Origin of the sequence: Paenibacillus sp. Marseille-Q4541, assembly GCF_018310695.1 — a bacterium.
GTDB lineage: Bacteria > Bacillota > Bacilli > Paenibacillales > Paenibacillaceae > Paenibacillus.
On record NZ_JAGXCY010000010.1, the window covers coordinates 121,161 to 135,614 of the forward strand.

Below are 14,454 nucleotides of genomic sequence, written 5' to 3' on the forward strand. Positions count from 1 at the left end.
ACATGAAGGAGGAACCGCTAGTGAATGCCCGAAAGACATTACTCTTTGCGCTTGCAGTCAATCTGCTGTTTACAAACGGCATTGCAAACGCACAAGAAGACCGTTCCGGCCTGTCTTTATTTTATGATCATCAAAGGAGGATGAATATGAGTAAAGTAGTGAAACGAAATGAAGTACCCGTAGAAAATCAGTGGAACCTGAAAGACTTGTTTGAGAATCAAGCTGCATGGGATAAAGAATATGAAGAGGTCAAAGCATTAACCAAGAAAGCAGCTGAGTTCCAGGGCAAACTCGATAAAGCAGAAGCCGTCAAATCATGTTTTGAACTGGAAGATGATATCTCTCTAAAAACAGAACGTTTATACGTTTATGCACATTTGCATCATGATGAAGATACCGCGAATCCTACATATCAAGCACTGTCTCAAAAAGCTAAAAAGTTGAGTGTGCAGGTCAGTGAATCTTTATCTTTCGTGACTCCGGAAATTTTGGCCCTCCCAGACAAGGAACTCGATGCTTTTATTGAGAACCCTGTTCTCGAGCCATATAAATTTACTCTTGTTGAAATGAAGCGGGAAAAAGCACATGTCCTTTCCAAAGCAGAAGAAGCATTACTTGCTCAGGTTGGGAATTTGTCTCAAGCTCCGCAGACGATTTTTGGAATGCTAAACAATGCTGATCTTAAATTCCCTAAAATCAAGGATGAAAATGGTAACGAAGTTGAACTAACTCACGGAAGTTACATCCAGTTTCTTGAGAGTCCTAACCGTGAAGTTCGCGAAAGAGCGTTCAAAGCCGTTTACAGTACGTATGCTAAAAACAAAAATACGATTGCGTCTACGCTCAGCGCGAGTGTAAACAAAAATATTTTCTATTCCACCGTTCGCAAATACCCTTCCGTGATGGAAATGTCAATGTATGGTGACAACATTCCTAAAGAAGTGTATACAAATCTCGTAGATACCATCCATGAAAGCTTACCGCTGCTTCAGCGTTACATGAAGCTGCGTAAGAAGCTGCTCGGCGTGGATGAATTGCACATGTATGATCTCTTTGCTCCACTTGTCGATGAATACAAAATGGACATTACCTACGATGAAGCTAAGAAAACAGTTAAGGAAAGCTTGAAACCTCTCGGTGAGAAATACCTGGATGCACTCCAGGAAGGTTTTGAGAACCGTTGGATCGATGTATATGAAAATGAAAATAAACGCACTGGAGCGTACAGCTGGGGCTCCTATGGTACACATCCATATGTACTGCTGAACCATAATGATAATTTGAACAGTATGTTCACTTTAACTCATGAAATGGGTCATGCGCTTCATTCTTATTTCTCAGACAATGCTCTGAAATACAGAGACGCTCAATACACGATTTTCCTAGCTGAAGTGGCATCGACTACAAATGAAGCTTTGCTGATGGATTACATGCTCAAGAAATCAACAGATCCTAAAGAAAAGTTGTATCTGCTCACTTACTATGCAGATCAGTTCCGTACAACGGTATTCCGTCAAACGATGTTTGCTGAATTCGAGAAGATCATTCATGAGCGTGCAGAGCAAGGAGAATCACTTACACCTCAGCTGCTCTCGGAAATCTACTATGATCTGAACAAAACATATCATGGAGATGATATGGTAGTTGATCAAGATATTGAAATGGAGTGGGCACGAATCCCTCATTTCTACAACAGCTTCTACGTATACAAATATGCAACTGGGTTCTCTGCAGCAACGAGTTTCTCCAAACAAATCTTGGAGGAAGGCCAACCTGCCGTAGATCGTTACCTAGGATTCCTTCAAAGCGGAGGAAGTGACTACTCCATCAATATCCTGAAAAAAGCAGGCGTTGATATGTCCTCACCTGAACCGATTCGCGAAGCAATGGCCGTATTCGAAGATGTAATCAGCCAAATGGAACAGTTAACGAAGTAAAAATATTTTTTCCAGAATCCCTTGTCATTTGGCAAGGGATTCGCCATGAGCAAAATAGCACATTATCGCTAATCTAACATGAAAATGATAAAGAGGAGACTGGACGATGACGATCCAAATCAACGAGCAATACACTTTACAACTACTCGATAAATTACTGAACACGCCAAGCCCGAGTGGTTTCACGCATCACATTACGGAAATCATCGAAGCAGAAGTTACACGACTGGGCTACAAGAGTGAGCGTAATGCAAAAGGCGGTACCATTATTACACTTCCAGGCGAGGATAACAGCCGCACTATCGCTTTAAGCGGGCATGTAGATACACTTGGCGCGATGGTTCGCTCCGTTACTTCACACGGAACTTTAAAGTTAACTTCTATCGGCGGATTTATGATGAACTCCATTGAGAACGAATACTGTCAAATTCATACCCGCAGCGGCAAAACTTATACGGGTACAATTATGTCTACCGCTCCATCTGTTCACGTCTATGCTGGAGCAAGAGAATTCAAACGAGAAGAAAGTCATATGGAGATCCGCATTGACGAAATTGTAGAAAGTAAACAAGATGTGCTAGATCTGGGTATCGGAGTTGGAGACTTTATTTCATTTAACCCACGCGCTGAGTTCACTGCGAGCGGATACATCAAATCCCGTCATTTAGATGACAAAGCTAGTGTCGCAGCTCTCTTCGCTCTGCTGGAATCTGCTAAGGAAAACAAGTGGAAACCTAAGCATCAGATCAAATTACTCATCAGTAACTATGAAGAAGTAGGTCACGGCACAGCTTACATTCCAAGCGACATAGACGAAATGATCGCTGTAGATATGGGCTGTATTGGAGACGACTTGACATGTAAAGAAACCGACGTGTCGATCTGTGCTAAAGATTCCTCAGGACCCTATGATTATGAAATGACTTCGCGGCTGATTGAACTCGCAAAAGCGAATGACATCGACTATGCTGTCGATATCTACCCTTTCTACGGTTCAGATGCTTCAGCTGCATTACGTGGTGGCAACAACATTCGTGCGGCTCTCATTGGTCCTGGTGTACATGCCTCCCACGCGATGGAACGTACGCACAAAAAAGCAGTCATAAATACCGCTAGACTATTAGCAGCATATATCACTACCTAATTTTTTTTTGTAATGTGTTGTCAAAAAAAGACTCTCCGTTACGTAGTTATACGTTCATGGAGAGTCTTTTTTATGTTATAGACCATAATCTTAATATGCTATGCTTCTTCTACTGCTTTCTTTCGCTGATTTTCCCATTTCGCAAGTTCCGTCTGAAGATTCCGTTTCGTAGTATCTAGTTTTATCAAGACCCTACCCACTTCTCCCATACCTTTGCATACACTATCCTGGGCATCATGAATTTTACTTTGCACCAGCCAGTCACTAAAAAAACCATCGAGGAAATAGTCTGCAAAAGTAAGCATCCCTTGGATTTCAAAATTACTGTTCAAGATTACATCCACATCACGAAGCTCTTCCTGAAATTTGCGAAGATAGAGCTGGGCATCATGAACATGATTTTCTGCATCATCTAATCGGCTATGTTTGATATGAGTAGAGATCATCCCCCCACCGAGCATATCGTAGGTCCCCCAGTTCCCTGCGGATTTTAGTGATTCTTCGGCCTCATCCAAACAATCTAGCACGCTATGCCCAGCTTTCTCCGCTTCCTCAACCTCTTTTAATTGGCCCTTTAGCATCACTTCGTGCTCCAGGCATTGCTGAATAAAAGTATCGGATTCCGCCAGACTCTTTTGTTTCGCTGCCATGATTTGATCGTATTCCTGTCTCCAGTGCTGCCATTCATGCAAAGCAGCAATCTCATTTCTAACCTCGGTCAGTTGCTTACGAGTATTTTGAAGAGCATGACAAGCCTCCTCATACAAAGCTTTGCTCTCCAAAAGCTCCTTCTCTTCTTTCTCGAGCCTTTCCTCTTTTCTTCCAATCACACTGTAAAAAAGAGAGGCGAGAGAGGTTTTTAATAGCTGATCTACATCCTTCTGTTCCGCAACTAAGTGCTCTTTTCGATTGTACAGAAGTTCTTCTGTCTTCTTCTCTAGCTGCAGTAGATTCTCTTCTCGGGAGGTCCATTTATGAAGTAATCTTCCTTTTTCTTTCAGTAGAGCAAGACGTTCATTTGTTTCCTGATACACAGCTTCCTCCCCCTCCCTAGTACTGCCTATCTCTTACTTTTTGTTCTGTTCGATCTGTTCAGCTAGTTCATTTAAATAAGTCCAGCGTTCCATTAAATGTTCTAACTCTTTCTCCGCCTCAGTCTGCTGTTTCATCAATTCTTGAAGCCTTGCTGCATCGGCAAAAGATTCCTCCATTTGTGAAGCTATTGTCACTACTTTCTGTTCAGCTTCTTCAATCATCGTATCAATCTGATCATATTCCCTCTGCTCTTTGAAACTGAACTTAAGTTTCACTTTTAATGCATCGTCCGACTTCACTTGTGTTGCAGATTCGTTTTTTTCGATGCTTGGTTCTTTCTTTAGACTCTCTTTTTGAGGCTCCTGCCCGTTTTTGGAAAGCCACTCAGCATACTCCGAATAATCACCTACATGAACCCTCACCTGACCCGCACCTTCAAAAGCGAGTACTTTATCAATCGTTCGGTCCAGGAAATACCGATCATGAGATACAACGAAAACGACACCTGGAAAATCCTCTAAATAGGTTTCGAGTACACTTAGTGTACTAATATCGAGATCATTCGTAGGCTCATCGAGGAGAAGTACATTGGGAGCGGACATCAGTACTCTAAGCAAATACAGCCTGCGTTTCTCCCCTCCGGACAAACGAGAAATATATGTCCACTGCGCTGCAGGAGGAAATAAGAATCGTTCCAGCATTTGAGCAGCCGTAATGGTCTCTCCTTCTCCAGTACGAATAACTTCTGCCTCTTCTTTAATATATTCAATGACTCTTAAATTCTCATCCATTTCCTGATGTTCTTGCGTGAAATAACCGAGTTTAACAGTAGGTCCTACCACAATTTCACCTGAATCTGGCTGAATTCGTCCAGCAATCATATTAAGGAGGGTTGATTTACCGCTCCCATTAGGTCCTACAATCCCTACACGATCACCCGGTACGGCAATGTAACTTAGATCTTTGACCAAAGTACGATCTTCTATCTCCTTAGACAGATGTTCGATTTCCAGTATCTTTTTGCCTAGTCTTGCGGAAGCAACCGACATTTCCATATCACCGGAGCGCTGCAACATATCTTGATCCTTCAGCTTCTCAAAACGATCAATTCTAGCTTTTTGTTTGGTAGTCCGTGCTTTGGCTCCTCGGCGGATCCAAGCAAGCTCATTACGCAATAAATTTTGTCTCTTCTGTTCTGATGATGCTTCTCTTTCTTCACGCTCCGCCTTCAGTTCCAGAAATCTGGTATAATTCGCTTCATATCGAAAAAGACGTCCGTGATCCAGCTCAATCATGACATTCGCAACCCGATCAAGGAAATACCGATCATGGGTAATCATAAGGAGCGCACCCCGGCGCTTTTGCAAATACTGTTCCAGCCATACGACAGAATCATTGTCGATATGGTTCGTAGGCTCATCTAGAATGAGCAGGTCAGATGGATGGATGAGTGCAGCCGCTAGCGCTACTCTTTTTCGCTGTCCACCAGACAAACTCCCCATTTTGGCATCGAACTGCTGAATTCCAAGTTTGGATAGAATGGTCTTTGCTTCACTTTCAAGCTGCCATGCATCTAGTGCCTCCATTTGCTCACTGAGGGATGTCAGTTTCTGCAGAAGCTCTGCATCGTTTGGTTTCAGCTCCAGCAGCTCCATAATTTCCATATAACTCCGAACAGCACGCATAACCGGTGAATCTCCCTGGAAAACTTGATGCAATACCGTGATATCAGGATCATACTCCGGATTTTGATCTAGCATCTCGACTCGAATCTGATTACCAATTGCAACGTTTCCTGCATCGGCTTGTTCCCGGCCCGCTATTACACGGAGAAATGTTGATTTACCTGTTCCATTCACACCAACAATTCCGATTTTATCCTGATCACTCATGCCAAAAGATGCATCTTTAAATAACACTTTTTCTCCGTAACTTTTGGAAATATTTTCGACTGTCATTATGTTCATTGTGGAATTTCCCTACTTTACATCAATTTAGGTGTAGCTTAGTGAGTTTCTAAAATTTATGGTTATGATACAGTGCTGGAGAGATGTTCACCACAACCATTAATAAACAAATTACTGGCAAACGCGACTCTCTTCTCTAGCTCCTCAGCGCCGAAATTCGGGTTAACCATGATATCCATCTTATGCCTGTCCAGAATACCAATAAAAGACACCGCATAAAGTTCTGGTTCAGGTAATCCCCCGTCCGTGAGCAGTTCCTGTACTAGGAACATATACTCCTGTAAAAATTGCTTCATGTAATTCATGAGCTCGGGATCATTGTTCGGTATCATAAAAAACAGCTTTGTGTGCTGTCGTCTCTCATAATAATAAGTTAAATGGTTCCTCGCAAAGGCGAGAAGTTTCTCCTGAACATGAGAAGAGGAATTTTCTAAAATTGCTCTAGCCGACTCTAAAAACCGCTCACAATCTCTGCGTGTAACTGCTGTGAATAGCGCTTCTTTATTTTTAAAATACAAATAAATGGTGCCTTTAGCTATACCAGCTTCTTCCGCAATCTCGGACATTTTGGTTTCATAAAAACCTTTTATCCCAAATAGATGATAACCTGCCTGCAGGATCGCTTCCTGTTTTTCTACTTGATCCATATTCATCACCACCCCATGTAACCAAATCATTATCATTTAAAATAATAAGAACCCAAGAATTCCTGCTAGAGCACCGCCAAAAAGAGAACTCAGCAAATTCACAAGATCGTTGCTCATCCAACTTAAACCACGGCTTTGCGTTGTTCTCACGCCGCAGTGTTCTTTGACTTCCACTTCCTTACCGCACACCGGACAACGATACATACGCTGTACTGTCGCGCCAAAGAGAGAATCCAGATAAGCTCCGGCAAAACCAGATACGAGTCCTATTAGGGCATATGGTGCAATAGAAGACAACGTCTCTTCACCAATCACTTGCAAGAAGAGAGAAGCCCCCACACCGATGACAAGTGCGCCTAACATGGATGCCACATTTCCAGTGAAAGTAACACCTCCAGAAGTTCCAGGTGCGACCGGTTTCAAAGTAATCACTGACCTAGGTTGTCTGCGGCTAAGACTCCCAATCTCTGTTGCCCACGTATCTGCCGTTACGGTAGCCATAATCCCAACGAAAACATACATCCAGACGGGATGTGGAAAAAGAGTATATAGAATGACCAGAATCATTCCTAGTCCTCCATTGGCAAAAACTTGAGCAGCATCACGGTTTCCCGTTTTCGCATAAGATTTTTCCAACTCATGTTTCTCACGTTTCTTGTATCTCGAAAGCAAGGTTGATGTAATAAAAAACAACAACAATGTACCAAACCAGAATAAATTGCCTGCTCCGTAATATACCGCCCCCATCACGACAGCGGCAGCAGATCCCGAAACAGTCAATGACTTTTTCCTATAAGCTGCACCCGCAACAAGCAGTGCAAATAAAGTACCCCATATCCAGTCCATAAAAGTGCAATTCTCCTGTATCTATATTTTATATTTACAATAGTATAACACGCCCGTACGTGCCGAGACAGTTGAAGGGCCGGGATATTCGTAATATTAAAAAACACGCAATCGAAGCTTCCTAATTTGGAAAACTCCCCTGCGTGTCTATACTATAATTTTTTCAAGCTTTTTCACTATTGAATACGAATACTGCCTTTACTTGCACCTGCAAAAGTCAGTTCTAATAAATCACCGGACTGAGTAGGACCTACACCAGCTGGTGTTCCAGTATAAATAATATCACCATCACCAAGTCCGTAATGGAGAGAAATATAATCTACAATATCCTGGAGGCTGAAGATCATATCACGGATATTCCCCCGCTGAACTTCTTCGTGATTTTTATTCAGCGTAAAATCCGCTTCAAACAGAACCTCAGCACGCTCAAAAGGAACAAACTCCGTAATCGGAGCCGAACCTAGGAACCCTTTAGCAGCAGTCCAAGGATGGCCTTTGCTCTTCAGTTTGGACTGCACGTCACGTAGTGTAAAATCAATGCCGAATGCATAAGAATCGACCACTTGATTTATATCATCCCCAGGACAAACTTCTTTCCCAATTTTGATAACAAGCTCTGCTTCATAGTGAACTTCTCCGCGTCCTTCCGGTAAGACAAGACTCTGTCCATTCATCAGCACAAGCGCATGAGATGGTTTCATGAAAATCATAGGTTCCTCAGGAACTGCATTCCCCAGTTCTTCTGCATGAAGGCGGTAATTTCGACCTACACAATATACATTTTTAATTGTTTTGAGCATGTCTCTTCTCTCCTCTAGTCCAGCTACTTGGATGAATTAGGTTTGAACCATTTTAACATCTTCTTGGAGAAAGCTTTGTTCCACAATTCAGGTTTGTTGGTGCACAGCATAATGTTAGGATCTATTGCCGCAATATTACGCAATATACGAGATGAATCAATGGTCCACGCCATCACTGTAATTTTTTTGCTGTTCATCTCCTTAATCAGCGACTTAGTTACATGAGGGTATCCAATGGACAGAAAATTACACCCCAATTGTTCAAGCTGCCTTGCTAGATCCGGAGGTGATGCATTAATAATGAGCCCAGTAGGAATTCCAGGATGAATTCTTTTGATCTGCTGTAAAGCTTTTTGCTCAAAAGAGGTGATGACATAGTCACATGAATTCCAATTTCCATACAGTTCTCGCATCACAGCAACAGCCAAATTAGGATACATATCACCAACCGTTTTCAGTTCAATATTAAGCCTTACCTTTCCCTTGGTCAATTCCAACACTTCAGCCAGAGTAGGAATACGTTCGCCCGAATAATCCTTTGACTTCCAACTTCCAGCATCTAATTTTTTGAGCTCTTTGAGCGTGTGATCTCTAACATTCCCTTTACCGTTTGTTGTCCGCTCCAGCCGATAATCATGTATGACGATGGGAACTCCATCACGAGATAGTTGGACATCAAGTTCAATCCAAGACACCTGTTTCTGCTCCATAGCTAGCTTAAAGGAAGCTAACGTATTCTCAGGAGCAAGGGAGGAATAACCACGGTGTGCAACACAAAGATTGTTCATCTGCCTCTCCTTCATCCAAGGATGTTTACTTTAATGGTATGACAGTTCCATCCTCGCCTATTTTCGCCCCAAACGATCGCTTTTGAATTTCACGCAATAGAGAAGCTCCGTCTTTCTTGTTCATAGGAACGGGTTGAGCAAGCTCCGCATGATAGGGTAAAAGTTTCATACTGCAATTCCCGTCTTTTTGACAAGTAGCCTGAAAAATCGCTGTCTTCCAGGTTTCCGCAGTAGCGGATCTAGAAAAGATAAAATTTCCGGTACTATATGCGATCCATTTCCCTTTATAAGATTCCAGTCCTTGCAATACATGCGGGTGACCGCCAATCACAAGATCGGCTCCTGCATCAATAAATTCATATCCCAATTTCTTTTGGTTTTCATCGGGTGTTGTATGTCTTTCCTGGCCCCAGTGAGCCATCACGATCACGATATCTGCCTTTTTATTGGCTTGCGCTATGGCTTTTACCGCCTCAGCACTATTATATGCGTCAGCAACTCCCGGTTTACCAGCTTCCGCCCGCCAATTTGCTTCAGGAATGACTCTTGTAAAGCCCAAAAGAGCAATTTTGATTCCGTTTTTTTCGTAATAGGCAGGTGCGTATGCTTCCTTTCGGTCCTTCCCGGCTCCCACATAATCCAAGTTATTGTCATTCAGATGGGTTAGTGTATCCGTTAGTCCCTTGACACCCTGATCTAATATATGATTATTCGCTAGATTCACGACATCAACGCCAGCAGCAGCTAACGATTTGAGTGCTTTAGGAGAAGATTTATACACAAAACTTTTATTTTCTGCTGCAACTCCGCCCGTGGTAACGGGAGTCTCCAAATTAATGAACGTGAGATCATCTTTCTTGAATAGAGAACCTAGATGCTGATAAGGGTAGTCAAAGCCTTTTTTTAGTAAAAGTTCCTCCACTTTGCCTGAGAATTGAACATCCCCTGCAAAATTCATCGTAACGGAACCTTGACTTGCAGAATTCGAGTTTGGAAGTTTATTTTCATTTGTCACTGCTTTTACAGGTTCTGTACGATTGGATTTTTCCTCTGATTTCGATGATTCACGTTCCTTGATTTGCTGTTCTTGTGGTTTAGATTCCGGCACATCCTGCTCTTCCTGCTCTTCATTAGTTAAATCCGCTTTTGAATCTTCTGCTATCTCTTGTTCATTTGCTTCTTCCTCCGCGGTATTTGTTCCTTGTTCTGCTTCGTCCTTAGGTATAACACTCGTTTCAGCATCCGGTTTTGAAGAATCTGATTCATCTATTAGACTTGCTTCATACGGAGTGTTACTAAAGAACGTCGCCACAGTACCCGTTCTAATCGCAATAAAAACACCCGCAATAAGTACAACTAAAACCATATTTATCGTTAACCACATTCGGCTTCTTTGGCGTTGTTTTTTCTTTTTAGCAGCCCTACTCTTCTCTGTTCTTGATGGTAGCATAGAATCTCCTTTTTTCATGTATTTGACTCGTAAAGTAACTTTTACTAGTCTATGAAACGAATCTATTATACCATTTATAGGATATTCCGTGCTAATTGGATAGAGTTCATAGAGTGACATCCAAATAAATAAAAAAACGCGAGTTACTCTTAATTCAAGAGTAACTCGCGTTTTTATTTATTCGATAAAAACTTACAGAAATATTGTCATCATAACGATGTTTCTATTTACGCATTCCATTTTTCTTCTGTACGTCTGATGATGACATCACTGAGCGCTTCCATATAAAGCGGATCACTGTTTAGGGAGTCGATGCGCATAAGACGCATATCGAGTTCTTTAGCAACAGCTTTCGCTTCGATATCCAAATCATAAAGAACTTCTAAATGATCCGATACAAAACCGATCGGTGCAACCAGCACATCTTCTACCTGTTCTTTGCTAAGATCCTGGAGTGTATCAAGAATGTCTGGTCCGAGCCAAGGCGTCGCTGTACGGCCCGCACTTTGCCAAGTGAATTGCCAATTCTCCACGCCTGCTTGCTTCGCTACAACTTTGGAAGTTTCGAGCAGTTGATCTGGATAAGGATCACCCATCTCTACGATTTTTGCTGGCAAACTGTGTGCGCTGAACAATACACGAACCTCTTTACGAATGGCTCCCGATTCTTCAAATTCATTCAGCTTAGTACTTACTCGCATCGTCAAAGCTTCGATGAGTTTCGGGTGTAGATGGTATGATTCAATAAAGCTCATTTCAATACCATGTTCCTCTGCTCTTGCTTCTGCTCTCTTTACGTATGACCCAACACTCATCGTAGAATAATGGGGTGCAAGTACAATTCCGATTGCTTTCTTAATTCCGTCAGCTGCCATCGCATCTACTCCGTCCTCAATAAACGGACTTGCATGCTTCAATCCTTGATAGCACCGGAACTCAGTAACCTCAGTTCTTGGATCTTGTTTCAACGTTTGCTCTAGTGATTCTACTTGTTTGTTCGTATTCTCACGAAGTGGGAAAACACCACCTACAATCGCTTCATACCGCTCCGTCAGCTCTGACAACTGTTCTTCCGAAGGTTTGTTACCGCGTCTAATATGAGTATAATATGCTTCAATATCTTCCATACTTTGTGGAGTACCATACGACATTACGAGTACGCCTACTTGATTTGTCATCATGAATCCCTTCCTTGTCTGCCTTATTTTAAATGCACTTTTTGTGCGCTAATTGCTTGCTCAGAGTACTCATGAACGTAATCTGTCAGTTCTTTTAGCTTCTCAAGTGAAGCCTCCGGGAACAAACCGTGACCCAAGTTGAATATATAACCCGGTTTCTGAATCCCTTGATCAATAATCTCTTTCGCGTATTTCTTAATGACATCCATCGGAGCGGTCAGTATATAAGGGTCGAGGTTACCTTGAACAGCAAACTTATCGCCAAGTCTTACGCGACCTTCAGGAATGGAAACTCTCCAGTCCAGTCCAATAATGTTAGCCTTGACCCCATGTAACGTAGGTAATAATTCCCCTGAACTTACACCTGGGAAATAAATTTTCGGCACATCCAGATCTGACAGTTCATCAAAGATACGAGTAATCGTCGGAAGCACATAGTACTTGAAATCTTCTGGAGCAAGCGCACCCACCCAGCTGTCAAAAATCTGAAAAGCCTTACCTCCATTCGCAATCTGATGACGAACGTAAGTAATTACCATATCACCTAGCTTGTCCATTAGCTTAAACCAGGTAGCCGGTTCACTGTACATCATTTCTTTTGTGCGTATGTATCCTTTTGAAGGTCTACCTTCAATTAAATAACTCGCGATCGTGAAAGGAGCTCCTGCAAAAGTAATGAGTGGAACTTGCAGTTCTTTGTCCAAAATTCGTATAGTCTCCATAATGTGGGACAAATCCTGATCAACATCGATAGGTCTAAGGCGGTCTACATCTGCCGCTGAACGAATTGGATTATCGATTACGGGTCCAATATTTTTTACAATATCAAAATCAATACCAAGTGAAGCTACAGGATTCATAATATCAGAATATAAAATGGCGGCATCCACACCGAGTTTGCGAACCGGCATAAGTGTCACTTCGGCAGCAAGTTCAGGCTGTTTACAAATTTCGAGAAGGGTATATTTCTCTTTAATTTTTCGATATTCGGGATCATAGCGCCCCGCTTGCCTCATATACCATACTGGTAATCGATCTACATGCTGCTTGAAGCCGGCTTTAATAAAGGAATCGTTATATGCCATTTAGGAGCCTCCATATTCTCTAGTCTTTACATTTCATTATGCCCTTTTTATTACCACGTAACAAGGAGATGAAATCGAACATCCATTGACAATTAGATGAAGCTTATGATGTCAACATGAAAGGTGTCTGAAGATGCCATAAAGTCTTTGGAACAATGACCTTCTTTACCGATATCAAAAATACAGTGTGTTATACTGAAATAATGGAAACACTCATCTTAGAACGGCAGAAAGGAAGTGAACTAGCACTTTGAAATCATGGAAAGTTAATCTCATCGTGCTCTGGTTCGGGCAATTTCTCGTCAATGCAGGGATGACGATGGTAACTCCTTTCCTTTCCCTTTATCTAGCTCAGGAGCTTCATGTTACAGGGGAGCGGGAAATTGGGCTTTGGGCAGGGTTCATCTTTGCTGCGAACTTTTTGACCTCATTTATTTTTCAGCCCCTATGGGGGAAACTCGCGGACAAGTACGGCAGAAAAATTATGCTTCTCCGCTCCGGTTTCGGAATGGCCGTCGTTATCGCGCTGATGGGACTTGCAACCAGTCCATGGCATCTCTTGTTTCTACGTTTATTAAACGGAACGATCTCGGGGTTTAACCCCGCTGCGGTAGCACTCATCTCAGGAACGACGCCTAAGAAACAAATGGGCTTTGCGATGGGTACCGTACAATCAGGACAAGTAGCCGGCACCATTCTTGGTCCACTTATCGGCGGAATTCTGGCCGATTTAGTAGGTTTCAGACCTATTTTTTACATTACAGGCTCACTCATTTTCATTGCTTCGATGCTAGCTCTATTTCTCGTGAGAGAAAATTTTGACCGTGAAGAAGCTGCACACTTGCCTCAGCAATCGGTACTAGAAGGACTTCGTGAACTAGCAAAAGCACCGCAACTACCTGCTCTGTTCGCTGTCACTTTTCTGCTCCAATTTGCGATGGTCAGTCCCATGTCGCTTTTGCCGTTATATGTATTTAAACTTCATGGTACAGCCGAAAATCTTGCCTTCTTTGCAGGAATGGTCAGTGCCGTGGCGGGCATCTCTAATATGATCACTTCACCACTTCTCGGCAAACTTAGTGACAAGATCGGGGCACACCGTATCTTAACCTTTGCTTTGATTGGAGCGGCACTAACTTTGATCCCGCAAGCTTTTGTTCATAGTGTATGGCAGCTTGTTTTGGTACGTTTTCTCATGGGGGTCTTCATGGGAGGACTTCTCCCAAGCGTCAACTCACTCATTCGTACCTACACTCCGGACGGAATGGAAAGTCGAGCCTTCGGATTTAACAGCAGTACACTAGCCCTAGGGAACATGATTGGTGCTGTTGTAGGTGGATTCTTATCCGGTTTTATCGGTATTGAAGGACTCTTCATTATCTCGGGCGTATTACTTCTGATTAACGTGATCTGGGTACGTACGAAACTGTATTCAAACCGTTCTGTAAAATCAGGGTAATAAATTCGTTTTACTTATTTCCAAATGTAAACAAGATAGCATAAAAAGGACTTTCGCCAAGCTGTCAGCGCAGCTTTGCAGGAAAGTCCTTTTTTATGTCTTATTTATGTAAATATAC

At 42.4% G+C, this 14,454-nt stretch carries 12 protein-coding genes; 3 read left to right on the forward strand and 9 right to left on the reverse strand.

The genetic code is table 11. The annotated features are described in order from the left end of the window. The first annotated feature begins 146 nt into the window (after positions 1-146). The gene (gene pepF / locus KFT32_RS13240) at positions 147-1,937 is read left to right on the forward strand and encodes an oligoendopeptidase F (RefSeq protein WP_211747706.1); all 1,791 of its coding nucleotides are present in this window, start codon (positions 147-149) and stop codon (positions 1,935-1,937) included. Positions 1,938-2,043: 106 nt separating this feature from the next. Beyond that, positions 2,044-3,081: a M42 family metallopeptidase gene (locus tag KFT32_RS13245; protein WP_211747682.1), complete on the forward strand. Its 1,038-nt coding sequence runs from the start codon at positions 2,044-2,046 to the stop codon at positions 3,079-3,081. 98 nt (positions 3,082-3,179) lie between these two features. Here KFT32_RS13245 and KFT32_RS13250 read toward each other — a convergent pair whose 3' ends face one another. From KFT32_RS13250 to hemE, 9 genes are all read right to left on the reverse strand, one after another. Continuing rightward, the gene (locus KFT32_RS13250) at positions 3,180-4,115 is read right to left on the reverse strand and encodes a hypothetical protein (protein WP_211747683.1); all 936 of its coding nucleotides are present in this window, start codon (positions 4,113-4,115) and stop codon (positions 3,180-3,182) included. Between the two features lie 33 nt (positions 4,116-4,148). After that, positions 4,149-6,083, reverse strand: coding sequence for an ABC-F family ATP-binding cassette domain-containing protein (locus KFT32_RS13255; protein ID WP_211747684.1), 1,935 nt, complete (start codon positions 6,081-6,083; stop codon positions 4,149-4,151). A gap of 62 nt (positions 6,084-6,145) precedes the next feature. Then, a complete protein-coding gene (locus KFT32_RS13260; protein WP_349304906.1) occupies positions 6,146-6,730 on the reverse strand; it encodes a TetR/AcrR family transcriptional regulator in 585 nt (194 codons plus the stop codon). Positions 6,731-6,766: 36 nt separating this feature from the next. Next, positions 6,767-7,576: a DUF92 domain-containing protein gene (locus KFT32_RS13265; protein ID WP_211747686.1), complete on the reverse strand. Its 810-nt coding sequence runs from the start codon at positions 7,574-7,576 to the stop codon at positions 6,767-6,769. A 176-nt stretch (positions 7,577-7,752) separates the two neighbouring features. Next, complete coding sequence (locus tag KFT32_RS13270; protein WP_211747687.1) at positions 7,753-8,376, reverse strand: fumarylacetoacetate hydrolase family protein; 624 nt, start codon at positions 8,374-8,376, stop codon at positions 7,753-7,755. 23 nt (positions 8,377-8,399) lie between these two features. Continuing rightward, positions 8,400-9,164, reverse strand: coding sequence for a glycerophosphodiester phosphodiesterase (locus tag KFT32_RS13275; RefSeq protein ID WP_211747688.1), 765 nt, complete (start codon positions 9,162-9,164; stop codon positions 8,400-8,402). Positions 9,165-9,189: 25 nt separating this feature from the next. Further along, positions 9,190-10,614, reverse strand: coding sequence for a CapA family protein (locus KFT32_RS13280; protein WP_211747689.1), 1,425 nt, complete (start codon positions 10,612-10,614; stop codon positions 9,190-9,192). Between the two features lie 227 nt (positions 10,615-10,841). Continuing rightward, positions 10,842-11,792, reverse strand: a complete 951-nt coding sequence (gene hemH / locus KFT32_RS13285; protein WP_211747707.1) for a ferrochelatase — start codon at positions 11,790-11,792, stop codon at positions 10,842-10,844. 23 nt (positions 11,793-11,815) lie between these two features. Continuing rightward, a complete protein-coding gene (gene hemE / locus KFT32_RS13290) occupies positions 11,816-12,877 on the reverse strand; it encodes a uroporphyrinogen decarboxylase (RefSeq protein ID WP_211747690.1) in 1,062 nt (353 codons plus the stop codon). Between the two features lie 250 nt (positions 12,878-13,127). On the opposite strand from hemE, the gene KFT32_RS13295 reads away from it, so the two are divergent. After that, the gene (locus KFT32_RS13295) at positions 13,128-14,336 is read left to right on the forward strand and encodes an MFS transporter (RefSeq protein WP_211747691.1); all 1,209 of its coding nucleotides are present in this window, start codon (positions 13,128-13,130) and stop codon (positions 14,334-14,336) included. Positions 14,337-14,454: the final 118 nt, after the last annotated feature.